This window comes from Mycolicibacterium boenickei (genome assembly GCF_010731295.1).
Classification (GTDB): Bacteria; Actinomycetota; Actinomycetes; order Mycobacteriales; family Mycobacteriaceae; genus Mycobacterium; species Mycobacterium boenickei.
The window spans coordinates 142,021-155,561 of record NZ_AP022579.1 but is presented as its reverse complement, the minus strand read 5'-3'; the positions used below and the strand labels follow the sequence as shown (position 1 = coordinate 155,561).

General features: G+C 66.8%; 12 protein-coding genes. 7 read left to right on the top strand and 5 right to left on the bottom strand.

Annotated features, from left to right (window positions below; all coding sequences use genetic code 11):
• Positions 1-80: 80 nt before the first annotated feature.
• A complete protein-coding gene (locus G6N57_RS00660; RefSeq protein WP_077742409.1) occupies positions 81-2,246 on the bottom strand; it encodes a SulP family inorganic anion transporter in 2,166 nt (721 codons plus the stop codon).
• 478 nt (positions 2,247-2,724) lie between these two features.
• Between G6N57_RS00660 and G6N57_RS00655 the strand changes: the two genes are divergently transcribed.
• From G6N57_RS00655 to G6N57_RS00640, 4 genes are all read left to right on the top strand, one after another.
• Positions 2,725-3,498: a response regulator transcription factor gene (locus G6N57_RS00655; protein WP_003883610.1), complete on the top strand. Its 774-nt coding sequence runs from the start codon at positions 2,725-2,727 to the stop codon at positions 3,496-3,498.
• Between the two features lie 7 nt (positions 3,499-3,505).
• The gene (locus G6N57_RS00650) at positions 3,506-5,026 is read left to right on the top strand and encodes a sensor histidine kinase (RefSeq protein ID WP_077742408.1); all 1,521 of its coding nucleotides are present in this window, start codon (positions 3,506-3,508) and stop codon (positions 5,024-5,026) included.
• A gap of 119 nt (positions 5,027-5,145) precedes the next feature.
• Complete coding sequence (locus G6N57_RS00645; RefSeq protein WP_077742407.1) at positions 5,146-5,463, top strand: hypothetical protein; 318 nt, start codon at positions 5,146-5,148, stop codon at positions 5,461-5,463.
• Positions 5,464-5,514: 51 nt separating this feature from the next.
• Positions 5,515-6,030 (top strand): hypothetical protein, encoded by a 516-nt coding sequence (locus G6N57_RS00640; RefSeq protein WP_075922643.1) that lies wholly within the window; start codon positions 5,515-5,517, stop codon positions 6,028-6,030.
• A gap of 2 nt (positions 6,031-6,032) precedes the next feature.
• Here the strand turns inward: G6N57_RS00640 and G6N57_RS00635 are convergent, their stop codons facing one another.
• Complete coding sequence (locus G6N57_RS00635; protein WP_077742406.1) at positions 6,033-7,472, bottom strand: APC family permease; 1,440 nt, start codon at positions 7,470-7,472, stop codon at positions 6,033-6,035.
• A 44-nt stretch (positions 7,473-7,516) separates the two neighbouring features.
• On the bottom strand, positions 7,517-8,677 hold the full coding sequence (locus tag G6N57_RS00630; protein WP_234815647.1) for a zinc-binding dehydrogenase: 1,161 nt from the start codon (positions 8,675-8,677) through the stop codon (positions 7,517-7,519).
• Between the two features lie 116 nt (positions 8,678-8,793).
• On the opposite strand from G6N57_RS00630, the gene G6N57_RS00625 reads away from it, so the two are divergent.
• Positions 8,794-9,399: a helix-turn-helix domain-containing protein gene (locus G6N57_RS00625; RefSeq protein WP_234815646.1), complete on the top strand. Its 606-nt coding sequence runs from the start codon at positions 8,794-8,796 to the stop codon at positions 9,397-9,399.
• Positions 9,400-9,410: 11 nt separating this feature from the next.
• Here G6N57_RS00625 and G6N57_RS00620 read toward each other — a convergent pair whose 3' ends face one another.
• Both G6N57_RS00620 and G6N57_RS00615 read right to left on the bottom strand, forming a co-directional pair.
• Positions 9,411-10,436, bottom strand: a complete 1,026-nt coding sequence (locus G6N57_RS00620; RefSeq protein ID WP_075922644.1) for an NAD(P)H-dependent glycerol-3-phosphate dehydrogenase — start codon at positions 10,434-10,436, stop codon at positions 9,411-9,413.
• Positions 10,437-10,490: 54 nt separating this feature from the next.
• Entirely contained in the window at positions 10,491-11,711 is a 1,221-nt protein-coding gene (locus G6N57_RS00615; protein ID WP_077742405.1) for an MFS transporter, read from the bottom strand.
• A 101-nt stretch (positions 11,712-11,812) separates the two neighbouring features.
• Between G6N57_RS00615 and G6N57_RS00610 the strand changes: the two genes are divergently transcribed.
• Positions 11,813-12,142, top strand: a complete 330-nt coding sequence (locus tag G6N57_RS00610) for an ArsR/SmtB family transcription factor (RefSeq protein ID WP_077742404.1) — start codon at positions 11,813-11,815, stop codon at positions 12,140-12,142.
• A gap of 529 nt (positions 12,143-12,671) precedes the next feature.
• Positions 12,672-13,541 carry an MlaE family ABC transporter permease gene (locus G6N57_RS00605; RefSeq protein ID WP_077742403.1) on the top strand — a complete coding sequence of 290 codons (870 nt, stop codon included), beginning with the start codon at positions 12,672-12,674 and terminating at the stop codon, positions 13,539-13,541.

Below are 13,541 nucleotides of genomic sequence, written 5' to 3'. Positions count from 1 at the left end.
GCTGCCCAAACACGGTGTGTCGGGCAGCAGACACGCACGCTCGCGGTGCTGCTGGGGTACCTCGCAGTCGGGCGGAACCCTTACGCGGCGTCGGCGAGGGTTTCGACGTGCGTGGGCGTCACCCGCAGCACGCCGGCGCTGGCGATGTCGTAGAACAGGCCGATCACGTTGACCCGCCGCGCCACCGGGTGTGACTGCAGGGTCTGCACCTGTACGGCGATGTTGACCATCGACAGCTGATCGACCTTGCCGAAGCCCGCCTCGGCGGCTGAGAGCGCCACCGGGTGGTTACCGTCATCGAAGGCCGCGATGGACGGATTGCCGTGCGCCAGCCAGGATTCCAGGTGCTTGTCGCCCGCGTCGGTCTTGCCCAGCATCGCGGTCATCGCGCCGCAGCTGGAGTGTCCGCACACCACGATCGAGGAGACGTTGAGCTTGTCGACGGCGAACGCGATGGCCGCTTCGATCGAGGCGTCGGCCTGGCCCGCGGGCACCATGTTGCCGACGTTGCGCACCGTGAACAGGTCGCCCGGACCGCTGCTGGTGATGACGTTGGGCACCACCCGCGAATCGGCGCACGTCAGGAACAGCGTCTCGGGCCGCTGGGCATGCACCAGGTCCTGCATGTGCGGGCGCAGCACCGGGGCGGTGCGGCGGTGGTAGGCGGCCAGGCCGTGCAACACCGAAGCCGACTCCTCGCCCTGCCAGGAACTCCACGGCACCACGCCGGAGCGCTTGTCGAACGGTGTGAAGCCACGCATCGGCGGACCGGTGACGGCGCTGCCCATCTCGACCGCGCCGACGTCGTGGATTTCGACCGTCCCACCGGTGGCCACGTGCTGGCGCTGCCACTCTTCGATGGTCTCGTGGGCGGCATGATCGATGAAGTCGACCGACAGCTCGACGGTCACGGCCGTGCCGGACGGCACGCGTGCCAGCGCACTGGTCAGGGTCGGCAGGGACAGGAACGTGCAGGAGCCCTCGATGGCGACGCGCCAGGTGTCCTCGCCGGTGGGCTCGGCGTCGATGTTGGTCCGCACCACCCGCCAGACGGTCAGGGCGACCGCCAGGGCCAGGCCGATCAGCACGCCTTCGAGCAGGTTGAGGAACACCACGCCGACGACGGTCACCGCGTACACCGCGAGATCACCTGTCCGCCGGGCGGTTTCGATGTGTGCACGCTTGACCAGCTGGCAACCGATGACGATCAGCAGGCCGGCCAGGGCGGCGGTCGGGATCATCTGAGCCAGGCCGGCGAACGGCACAGCGAAGACCAGGATCCACACACCGTGCATGATCGCGGCCGCCCGGGTGCGGGCGCCGGCGGCCACGTTGGTAGAGCTGCGCACGATGACGCCGGTGACGGGCAGACCGCCGATGGCGCCCGAAACCATGTTGGCCGTGCCCTGGCCGATCATCTCGCGGTCGAAGTTGGTGCGCGGGCCGGTGTGCATCCGGTCCACCGACACCGCCGACAGCAGGCTCTCGACGCTGGCGATCAGTGCCACGGTCAGCACGCCGGTGGCGAACGCACCCCAGTTGCCCTCGGGCAGGCTGGGTAGCGCCAGCGCGTCCAGCAGCGAGCCGTTGATCTGGATGCGGGTGACGTCGCCGAACGGTGCAAGCAGCGAGAGTGCGGTGACGCCGACGATGGCCACCAGGGGCCCGGGCACCTTCTTCAGGGCTGCAGGCGCCCAGCGCCATCCCACCAGGATGGCGATCACCAGCGCGCCAAGGATGACGCCGTGGCCGTGGGCGTTGATCAGCTGACCCGGTAGTTCGGCGACGTTGGCCCAGGCCGAGCTGTTGGAGCTACCGCCGAGCAGCACGTGGATCTGCTGCAGCGCGATCGTGATGCCGATACCGGCCAGCATCGCGTGCACGACGACGGGGGAGATGGCCAGCGCGGCACGGGCCACCCGGCTCAGCCCGAACAGCACCTGCAGCACGCCCGCGCAGACCGTGATGGCGCAGGTGACGGCCCAGCCGAACTCCGATATCAGGCCGGCGACGATCACGGTCAGCCCGGCCGCGGGCCCGCTGACCTGAAGCGGCGATCCGCCCAGGGCGCCCGCGACGATGCCGCCGACGATGGCGGCGATGATGCCGGCAAGCACCGGGGCGCCCGACGCCACGGCGATACCCAGCGACAACGGCAGGGCGACCAGGAACACCACCAGTGAGGCGGGCAGGTCGTATCTCAGGACCGATCTGGCCCGTTCCGCTAGTTGGGTGGTTTGCTGCATGGCTCGCCTCCGTTTGGAATCGGTGATGCGCGGACCCGCCTCGTTGCGAGTCCGCCCAAAGTTATTGACGCCGTTGTCGGTAAACAACTTCGAAAGGTGTTGGAGCACAGTGCGACACAAGTCGACTTATGGCTCAGTTGTGGCTCGGCAACACCCAATTGCTGTGGGCGAGCGTATTTATCGCTGTGAGCCGGTGCAAGGAAGTTTGGGCCATGCATAGAGAACCCAAATGTTTCGGTGGAGTATCGCGGCCAGCGAATATGCCTGGTGCGCAGGCTAAATCATTCAACAATTGGCTTTGGGCGGCACCAATTGTTCACCTAATGGTTTGAAACAGTATGTATCGCAACAGGTTTGAGATAGATCACCAATGGTCACGAACGTGACACAAGTCATAGGGGACTCATAGAAATAGCATTCCCTTAGAACTCCATATGAACTCCGTGACAACACTCTGTGCGCTCCGCACAATGGAAACATGACGACGATGTCCGTTTCCCCCCGTGCCCAGCAACCCCGCCAGGCCATCCTCGGACAGTTGCCGAAGATCCACCGCGCCGACGGATCAGCTATCCGGGTGTTGCTGGTCGATGATGAGCCGGCACTGACCAACCTGGTCAAGATGGCCCTGCACTATGAGGGCTGGGAAGTCGATGTGGCGCACAACGGCCACGACGCGGTAGCAAAGTTCGACGAGATCGAGCCGGATGTGGTGGTCTTGGACATCATGTTGCCCGATATCGACGGCCTGCAGATTCTGCAGCGCGTCCGGGAGGCCGACGGCTACACGCCCACGCTGTTCCTGACCGCGAGGGACTCGGTACTGGACCGGGTGTCCGGGCTGACCGCGGGCGCCGACGACTACATGACCAAACCGTTCAGCCTCGAGGAGCTGGTGGCCCGGCTGCGCGGGCTGCTGCGCAGGTCGAGCCACACCACCCCGCCGGCCGACGAAACCCTCAAGGTCGGCGACATGGTGCTCGACGGGGCCAGCCGCGAGGTCACCCGGGGCGGCGAGCCGATCAACCTCACCGTCACCGAGTTCGAGTTGTTGCGCTACCTGATGCGCAATCCGCGCCGGGCGCTGAGCCGGGCCGAGATCCTCGACCGGGTGTGGAACTACGGCTTCGGCGGCAAGTCCAGCATCGTCGATCTGTACATCTCCTACCTGCGCAAGAAGGTCGACACGGACCGCGAGCCGATGATCCACACGGTGCGCGGCGTGGGGTACATGCTGCGGCCCGCGTCGTGACCAGCTGATGCCGCCGAGACCCAAGTGGTGGTGGCCCCGGTCGTTGCGCCGGCAGTTGGTGCTGGGCGTCAGTGCCATCGTCACGGTGGCGCTGGCCGCGGTCGGGGCGTTGTCGGTGTACAGCCTGCACACCTACGTGTCGACGATGAGCGATGCCGAGGTGTCGCGGTCGTTGGCCGCCTTCAGCCACTCGTTCGAGAAATGGCGTGAAGCCCAGGACGGCCACGAGCTCACCGCCGACGCCGAGGCGCTCACGGCATTCGTCGGGCAGGCGCCCGGCAATCTGATCGCCGTCTTGCACGACGGCGAGGTGATCCAGTCCGCGGTGTTCTCCGACGGTGAGCCGCGTACGGCGCCGGTCGCGGTGACGCGTGCACTCGACCAGTACCGGTGGACCGACGACCATCCGCACACGGTGAAGCTTCCGGTGCTCGGCGCGTACCGGCTGGCCAGTCAGCCCGCGGGCAACGGTGACGTGCTGGTCTCCGGGGTGTCGCTGGAGAGCGCGAACCGGGTGATCGCCCGCAAGACGGTGACCGTCGCGGTGATGATCGTCATCGCGCTGATCGCCACCGCCTTGAGCACCGTCGCCGTGGTGCGGATCGCACTGCGGCCGTTGCGCCGGGTGGCGGCCACCGCGGCCAAGGTGGCCACGCTGCGGTTGGACGGTGACGATCACCGCATCACCGCCAGGGTGCGCGAGAAGGACACCGACCCGGACAACGAGGTCGGCATCGTCGGGGAGACGCTCAACCAGCTGTTGGCCAACGTCGACAGTGCGCTGGCCGAGCTGGCCGCTTCCGATCGACGCACCCGGCAGTTCCTCACCGATGCCAGCCATGAGCTGCGTACTCCGCTGGCCGCGATCCAGGGGTATGCCGAACTCACCCGGCAGGACAGTGCGAACCTGCCGCCGACCACCGAGTACGCGCTGGCCCGTATCGAGGCCGAGGCGCGCCGGATGACGGGGCTGGTCAGTGACCTGCTGCTGTTGTCGCGGTTGAGTGAGGGCCAGGACCTGGAAACCGACGACATCGACCTGAGCGATCTGGTGGTCGACGCGGTCAACGACGTGGCGGTGGGCGCGCCCGAGCATCACTGGGTGGCCGAGCTGCCCGATGATCCGCTGTGGGTGCGGGGCGATTTGGCCCGGCTACATCAAGTGGTCAGCAATTTGTTGACGAATGCGCGCATTCACACGCCGCCCGGTGTGACGGTCACCATTGCGCTTACCGAGGGTGATGAATTCGCGGAATTGACGGTTACCGATGACGGGCCGGGAATAGATGCGGAATTGTTGCCGAATCTATTCGGAAGATTTGTCAGGGCCGATAAATCGCGGTCGCGGGAATTGGGCAGTACCGGGTTGGGTCTGGCCATCGTGGCGTCGATCGTCGAGGCGCACCAGGGGACTGTGGCGGTCGCCTCAAAGCCTGGTGAAACGGTGTTCACCGTGCGTATACCGCTGGCCGGCCAGGCTGCTCCCGACGCCGCCGGCGGACATGCCAAAAATATGAGTTCGGCCTGAATTTCCAATGCGCGGCCATTCATATGCGCTCATTCGTATGCGTTCAATATGAGTTGATGGACGCCGCCGAATTACCTGCATAGGCTGAAATTAATTCAGCAAGGAAGGCAGGTAGTTCAATGAGGAACACCGTCAGAAACACCGTTGTCGCCACCGCCGCCGCAGGCCTGGCCGTTGGCGCGCTGGCGCTGGCCGGCCCGGCTGCTGCGGCACCGAGCGGAACGGGGTCAGCCCAGCAGACCATCAAGCAGCTGGAGGACGAGGGCTACCGCGTCATCTTGTCCCGCGTCGGCAGCGGCTCGATCAGCGACTGCAACGTCAAGGCGGTCCGTCCGGGCCGTGACATCACCGAACTCAAGGCGGCGCCTCGGGGCAACACCGAGGAGCGGGTCCGCTACACCACGGTCTACGTCGACCTCGCCTGCGGCGGCAAGTAGCCGAATCCCGGTGCGGTGGACCGCACTATCGCCCCGGGTTAGGGTGACGGCGTGCTGAGCAGAGTGATGATTGGCCTGGTGAGCGCCGCGGGGGCGGCAGTGATGAGTGTGCCGCCTGCCGCGGTTGCGGAGCCGGAGCCGGCGCCCGCGTTGCCCAACGTGAACGCGTATCCGCCGGTCAAGACCTCTGAGTACGCGGTGATGGACAACAACTGGTACGCGTTCAGCATCCCGGAGGGCATCACCTGCGTGCTGCAGCGCAGCGGTAGCTACGGCTGCAGCGGACCGATCCCGGCGGCTCCCAACGGGGCCAATCTGGTCAGTGGCGGGCCCGGGGTGCCCGGGTTCGCCAGCTCACCGGCTCCGGTGTTCGGCGTCGTCGAGAATCCCAAGCCGTTGCCGCCGAATTCGCGGATCAGCTATCAGACCATCAGCTGCGGCACCGACGGGGTGTCGACGTCGTGCATCGACGGACGCAATCAGTCCGGTTTCGTGATCAGCCCGGCGGGCAGCTTCGTCATCGGTGAGCAGGAGTCGGACTTCAAGCCGACGTTCCAGATCGGCTGACCTCAGCCGATCCCTTCGAGGGTCTCGACCTCGCTGGTCCCGATGCCGGCGATCACCCCTGGTGCCCGGCGGCTCAGGATCCAGTACCAGACGAGTGCGGCGGCAACGGTCAGCAAGAACAGCCACGGGATCACGTTGAGCGGGTAGGCGGGGACCGGATAGACGTTGGCGTAGAACACATACGCCATGGAGGCGACGGCGACGATTGCCGCCGGCCAGACCAGCGGAACCCGGGCCTTGATGCCGCGCAGGAACACCACGGAGGCGATCGCGGCCGCCGCGTAGGCGACCATGTATCCGTACGTGCCGTAGGTGTCCACCCACGTCACGACGTCCATCGCGTCCACGCCGAGCAGGTACAGGACGACGGGCACCGCGATCACCAGGGGGCTGACCGAGATCAGCGCCCGGTGCGGGGTCAGGTGCGTCGGGTGGGTGCGGCCGATCGCGGCCGGAACCACGCCCTCCTTGCCCATCACGTAGAGGATGCGCCCGATGACGTTCATCGGGGCGACGACGACGGCGAAGAACGAGGCCGCGATCCCGAAATTCAGGATGGGGTTGAACCACGTGGGCATGCCGACCATGGTGGCGATGTCGTCGAGTGGCTGCGCGGATTCGCCGAGTTGCGGTCCGAGAGCGGCTACTTGGGTGTAGGCGGCGAAGATGTAGAGCACGCCGACGCCTGCAGCGCTCCACATGATCGCGCGCGGCACCGCCCGGTAGGGATCCTTCGCCTCGCGGGCCAGCGCGTCGGCACTGGAGAAGCCGACGAATCCCAGGATTGCCAGCACCATGCCGACCACGATTCCCGACGGCGTTGCCGCGCTGAGCTCGAACTGATCGGCGTCGAAGGCGTCGGACCCGAGATGTACGAGCGTGACGACCAGCAGCAGGATGATGATCGACACCGAGATCAGTTCCAGCACAAGAGAAACCCGTGCGGACAGGCGGATCCCGCGAATGGTGAACAGGGTTGCCAGGCTGCCGAGGATGACGGCCAGCACGATCTGGGCGACGACGCCGTGCACCGGGATGCCGAGTTGGTTGAGCAGGGTGGCCGAGTAGGCCACTGACCCGCTCAACGATCCGGCGGCGATGCCGAAGCAGCCGATCAGCAGGCTGATACCGGTCAGGTAGGCACCGAACGGGCCGAGCGCGGTGGCGGCATAGCTGTACAGCGAGCCGGCCGACGAGCGCCGTTTCGCGAACTGCGAGATGCAGTACCCCACTGACAGGATCACGACCGTGGCCAGTGCGAACGACACCCAGGTGCCGTTGGACGCCGTGGTGTAGATCGCCGCCGCGGTGAATGCGATGACCGCACTCGGCGCGATGTTGGCGATCGCCTGGGCGGCGAGTTCGCCACCGCCCATCGCGCCCCGCCGCAGCCCGGCGTCACCGGTCGCGAGGTCTGGACCCGTCTGAATGTCTTCGGACACTGGGGTTCTCGTTTCTTGTCAGGCTGTCGAGTCGGGCTGTTGAGTCAGGCGGAGGGGATGAGCAGTTGCCGCAAGGCGTGTCCCGCGGCGAGATCGTCGAGCGCGGCCGCGGCCTCGGCCAGTGGCCTGCGGCCGGAGATCATCGAGGCCAGATCGAGGTTGCCGGCCATGACCTCGTCCACGAGGGCGGGGATGTCGCGCTCGGGCACGGCGGATCCGTAGTTGGATCCGAGGATTCGCTGATCCGCCTCGGCGAGGGCCAGCGGTTCGAAAGTTGCGCGCTCGCCCTGCGGGGGCAGGCCGACGATCACCGCGGCGCCGCCGAGTCCGAGTGCTGCGACGGCCTGTTCGGTGGTGGCGATCTTGCCGATGGCGTCGAACACGTAGTCGTACCCGGCGTCGTCGTCGCCGTCGGCGACGAGTTCCCGCAACGCCGCGACCACGTCGTCGGTCTTCGACGCGTCGACCACGTCGGTGGCACCGAGTTGCCGGGCGAGGTCGAGCTTTTCGGCGACCACGTCCACCGCCACGATGCGCGACGCACCGGCCAGTCGGGCGCCTTGCACGCAGGCCAGGCCCACCCCGCCGCAGCCGATCACCGCGACGGTCGAATCGGGTTGCACGCCTGCGGTATTGCGCACCGCGCCCACCCCGGTGGCGATCGCGCAGCCCACGATCGCGATGTCTTCCAGCGGGGCGTCCTTGCGGACCTTGATGGCGCCGCTGCGCGGTACCACGACCTCTTCGGCATAGGACGAGACGCCGAGATAGTGGTGAATGGTTCCGCGCTCGTTGGACAGCCGGGTGGTCCCGTCGTACAGCGTCCCGCCCGGTGCGACGACCGAGGCGACCAGCGAGCACTGCGCCGGACGGCCCGCCCGGCACGCGCGGCACTCACCGCAGCCCGGTACCCAGCTCAGCACGACGTGATCGCCGGGTTCGAGGTCGTCGACGCCCGGGCCGACGGCGCTGACCACTCCCGAGCCCTCGTGGCCGAGCACGACCGGGGCGGGCACATCCCACGCTCCGGTGGTGACGTGCAGATCCGAGTGGCACACGCCGGCAGCCGCGATCTTCACCCGGACCTCACCCGGGCCGGGGGCGGCGAGGTCGACCTGCTCGATGCTGATGGCGCCGGTGCTGTCATAGACGGCGGCCTGGATCCGCGTCGGCTTGTTGATGGGCTCGGTTGCAGATGCGGACACCGCGTGCCTTTCTGTCTTCGGGAGCATCGCCACCTGTAGTGTTCAATGCCATAAAACGATGAACGTGTTTTACACCACTAAACGAGGGGGCGTCAACAGATGGGGGAGGGACTCCGGTGACCGATGGCCGGCAGGCCGGTACGGAAACCGGCATGGTGCGAGCCGGGGCGCGGCTGCGAGAGTTCCGCGGTCAGCGCGGATTGAGCCTGACGGAAGTGGCTGCCAGGGCCGAGGTGACCAAGGGGTTCCTGAGCCTGGCGGAGCGGGGGATGACCAATGTCTCCGTCCCGGTGCTGATCCGGATCTGCGACGCGCTCGGGATCGGCGTCGGCGACCTGTTCGAATACCCGTCGGCGCCGGTGGTCCGTAGCGGGGCCGGGGCGCCGCTGGAGATGGGCGGACACGGGGTCCGGGAAGAACTGCTGACCCCGAAGTCCGAACACCAGGTCCAGGTGATGCACACCGTCATGCGGCCCGGTGGCGGCTCCGGCGGGGCCTACCGGCTAGAGGCCACAACGATATTCGTCTATGTGCTCAAGGGTGAGCTCAGCATCACCGTCGACGGTCAGACCACGCTGCTCAACACCGGCGACAGCATGACCTTCGGTGCGAGGCAGCTACACGACTGGCACAACCCGACCGACGGTGAGGCCGAGGTGCTCTGGACAATCGCCCCGCCGGTCGGAGCTGAGGACTTCCGCGCCGCAGTGCGCGGCGCCTGAAGATTGCGCGCTCAGAATCCCGAGCCGTGCACCTCGTGGCCGGGCTTTTCGATCATCAACCCGTAGTAGGCGTCCTCGACTTTCGCGCCATGGTTGATCACGCGGTCGACCTCGCGGGCGATGGGCATGTTCAGCCCGTACTTGTCGGCGAACTCCATGATCACGCTGGCGGCCTTGACACCCTCGGCGACCTGATTCATCGACGCGATGATCTCGTCGATCTTCTTGCCCGCGCCCAGTTGCTCGCCGACGTGGCGGTTGCGGCTGCGCTGGCTGGTGCAGGTGACGATGAGGTCGCCCATGCCGGCCAAACCGGCGAAGGTGTCGCGGTGTCCGCCCATCGCCTCGCCGAGTTTGGACATCTCCCGGACCGCGCGGGCCATCACCATGGCGCGGGTGTTCTCGCCGATGCCCAGTGAGTAGCCCATGCCGACGGAGATGGCGTAGACGTTCTTGAGCGCCCCGGCCATCTCCACGCCGATCACGTCGTCGGTGGTGTACGTGCGGAATCGCTTGGTGCGGAACAGCTGTGCCAGGTTTGCGGCCAGGTGCTGGTCGGGCATGGCCAGCACGGCGGCGGCGGCATACCCTTCGGCGACCTCGCGGGCGATGTTGGGTCCGGCCAGGATCCCGGCCGGATGCCCTGGCAGCACCTCGTCGACGATCTCGCTCATGCGCCGGTTGGTGCCCTGCTCGAGGCCCTTGACCAGGGAGACCACCGGGACCCACGGCCTCAGCTCACGGGCCAGCTCGGTGAGCACCCCGCGGAAGCCGTGCGACGGCACGCCCATCACGATCACGTCGGCGCAGTTGGCAGCCTCGCTGAAATCGTTTGTGGCCTTGAGGCTTTCGGGGAGGACGACTTCGTTCCCGAGGTAGCGCGAGTTGCGGTGGTTGTCATTGATGTCCTTGGCGGTCTCTTCCGAGCGCACCCACTGCAGCGTAGGCCCGCGCCGAGCGCAGATGGAGGCGACGGTGGTGCCCCAGGATCCTCCGCCGAGGACGACGACGTTGGGTTCGCGTTGCGCTGGTGCCATGGCGATCAGAGTATTGCCGCGACGCCGTTGCTGAGTCCAAGTTGTCGAACTGGGTCAGTCGGCGATGGTTCCCCGCCGGCTCAGCGCGCCGATGCCCGCGGCGACCAGGCAGGCTGCCGACACCGCGGCGGCGAACCACGGGAAGACCGTGGCCAGGTCCCAGCGGGTGGCGGCCCAGCCGGCCAGCAGGGTCGGGACTGCCATCGCGGTGTAGGCGAGCAGGTAGAACGCGGACATGGTCTCGCCGCGCTGATCGGCCGGGACGACGTGCGACAGGTGCCGCAATGAGCCGCCGAACCCGAGCCCGAACGTCGCGCCGAGGATTGCCGCCGCCACGAACACCAGCGGCCACGACTGGGTGAGGAGCACCGGAACGGTCAACCCCAGGGCGATGGCCATGCCCACGTCTCCGGCGATCGCGGCGCGGTGCGCCGGGATGCGGGTGGCCGCCAGCTGGGCCATCGCCGCGGAGAACGCGGTGATCGCCACGACGCCGCCGCCGAACACCAGGTTCTCGATATGGGTCTGGTGCGCGGCCAGTGACGGATACAGCGACAGCAGTACGCCGAGCACCGACCAGGATGCCATCGCGCCGAGCGCGGCGAACCAGAAGTCTGACCGGATTTCCTTGGCCACAGCGGGTTTCGAGATCCGGATGGGCCCGGGGGAGCGGGTGGTATGGGTTTCTCGGAGCGCGAGGACGCCGACGCCGACCAGGACGCAGATCACCGCCACCACGGCGTAGGGGGTGCGTAGCGGATGCGGCGCGTACTGCGCCAGCACGGCGGAGCCGATGATCGCCACGGTCATGCCGATGTTGAACGCGACGCCGCTGAGTTGGCCCGACCGCACGCCGCGGTGCGGACGCAGGTCCAGCAGCGCGGCAGCGGACACCACCACGATCGAGCCGACGGCCGCGCCGTGGATGGTGCGGGCCAGCAGGAGCAGGGCCATGGTGTCGGCCACCAGAAAGACGGCGAGTCCGATGATCATCGTGATGAGCGCGCCCACCAGCACGGGCTTGCGGCCGATCACGTCGGAGACGCGGCCGGAGACGAGCACGGCGGCCAGCGCGGCCAATGCGTAGACCGCGAAAACGATCGTGGTGGCCAGAGGGGTGAGGTGCCAGGCGGTTTCGTAGATCCCGTACAGCGGCGCGGGCACCCCCGAGACCCCGAGGGCGACGCCGCTGAGGACGAGGAGTAGCGGATAGGCCCAGCGCTGCCCGTGCTCGGGTGCCAGGCTCAACGCACCGTCCGCCGAAATCCGCGCCATCCTCACGCTCCGTCCGGTAGGTTTGATATTCATCGAACCCGACCGAGCCTACGCTCGGTTTGACGTTCATCAAACTTATTTCCCGGTGGCGGAGGACGCGGATGGCAGATGCTCCGGTGGTCGAGGCGCGGTCCCCGGTCGGAACCTTGCCCCAGCTGCTGGCTGCCCTGCAGGACCCGGTCCGGTTGGAGATGGTGCGCCGTCTGCACGAGGCCGGTGAGGCGGTGAAGTGTGCGGCGCTCTACGACGGCATCAACAAGTCGACGGCCACTCACCACTTCAACATCCTTCGCGACGCCGGATTGACCGAGCGGGTGGTCCGCGAGGGTCACATCCATCAGCGGCTGCGTGCCCACGACGTGGATGCTGCGATGCCGGGTCTGCTGGATGCGATCCTGGAGCAGGCGAACCGGGAATCCGGCCGTCGCTGAAGGGGGCGGATGTTGCCGAAACACTACTGACATCGCTTGTAGTCAGTAGACTTCGGCGCAGCGGTGCGCCGGGTACCGGAAATCACCCCGTCGGCAAGATCTGGCAACCTTTCCCGCGGTTTCGGCGCGATCGGCAAAGTTAACGCACGTGCCGGGCACTGATTCCGTGGCGGGTTCATCCATGGAGTGCGAATCCCGGCCGGATCCGACGAGGGCTCTTACGTCGGCGTCAAACGCGGAAGGTCTTCACCGCGGCGTGAATACACCGCATTTACAGGTGAAACAGGAAATGACACGGCATGGCCCCGCGCGTTCGGGTGGGGCTGATGGTGCAGCGGCCGGCGGCTACGGATTTGCCGGAAATTGATGAGACAAGCTCGCTAAGTGAATGATAATTCGGCAAAAGATTGACGGGGGATGAGCGCCGACGCTACGGTGCCAACCACTGCGAGTTATCCGGCCGGCGGTGGCCATATCTCGGCCTGGGGAGGGATTGGACTGTGTTCGTTCTGCTGCTTAATGAGAGAGGATGACGGCGCCGCCCGAGAGTGTGGCTGATGGGGTCGAGTCGGAACGGGGCATCGACGCCATCGAGAACTGGGCCACCGGTTATGCCAAGCGTCATCCGCTGGCTTCGCTCACCACGGTCGGGGACCAGTTCGTGCTCGGAGTCCGGACCATCCAGATTCTTTTCCTCGACCTTGTCACGGGCCGCTTCCAATGGCAGGAGTTCGTCCGCCAGGGCGCTTTCATGGCGGGTACGGCTGTGCTCCCCACGGTGTTGGTGGCCCTGCCGATCGGCGTGACCCTCTCGATTCAGTTCGCCCTGCTGGCCGGACAGGTCGGTGCGACGTCGCTGGCCGGCGCGGCCAGCGGACTGGCCGTGATTCGGCAGGCCGCGTCGTTGGTCGCGGCCGTTCTGATGGCCGCCGCGGTCGGGTCGGCCATCACCGCCGACCTGGGGTCGCGGACCATGCGTGAGGAAACCGATGCCATGGAGGTCATGGGTGTCTCGGTGATCCAGCGGCTGGTGGTGCCGCGCTTCGTCGCCGCGATCATGATCGGCGTCGCGCTGACCGGGGTGGTGTGCTTCGTCGGCTTCCTCGCCAGCTTCCTGTTCAACGTCTACTTCCAGAACGGCGCCCCCGGTAGCTTCGTGGCAACCTTCGCCTCCTTCGCCACGACCGGGGACATGATCGTGGCTCTGGTGAAAGCGGTGATCTTCGGCGCCATCGTGGCGGTGGTGTCGTGCCAGAAGGGGTTGTCGACCAAGGGCGGCCCGACCGGCGTCGCGAACTCCGTGAACGCGGCGGTGGTGGAATCGATTCTGTTGCTGATGGTGGTCAATGTGGCGATCAGCCAGCTCTACATCATGTTGTTCCCCCGAGTAGGGCTGTGA

Excerpts from the sequence above, each read along its gene's own strand:
- G6N57_RS00660 (WP_077742409.1), bottom strand. The coding sequence starts at position 2,246 with ATGCAGCAAACCACCCAACTAGCGGAACGGGCCAGATCGGTCCTGAGA.
- G6N57_RS00655 (WP_003883610.1), top strand. The coding sequence starts at position 2,725 with ATGACGACGATGTCCGTTTCCCCCCGTGCCCAGCAACCCCGCCAGGCC.
- G6N57_RS00650 (WP_077742408.1), top strand. The coding sequence starts at position 3,506 with ATGCCGCCGAGACCCAAGTGGTGGTGGCCCCGGTCGTTGCGCCGGCAG.
- G6N57_RS00645 (WP_077742407.1), top strand. The coding sequence starts at position 5,146 with ATGAGGAACACCGTCAGAAACACCGTTGTCGCCACCGCCGCCGCAGGC.
- G6N57_RS00620 (WP_075922644.1), bottom strand. The coding sequence starts at position 10,436 with ATGGCACCAGCGCAACGCGAACCCAACGTCGTCGTCCTCGGCGGAGGA.
- G6N57_RS00615 (WP_077742405.1), bottom strand. The coding sequence starts at position 11,711 with ATGGCGCGGATTTCGGCGGACGGTGCGTTGAGCCTGGCACCCGAGCAC.
- G6N57_RS00610 (WP_077742404.1), top strand. The coding sequence starts at position 11,813 with ATGGCAGATGCTCCGGTGGTCGAGGCGCGGTCCCCGGTCGGAACCTTG.
- G6N57_RS00605 (WP_077742403.1), top strand. The coding sequence starts at position 12,672 with ATGACGGCGCCGCCCGAGAGTGTGGCTGATGGGGTCGAGTCGGAACGG.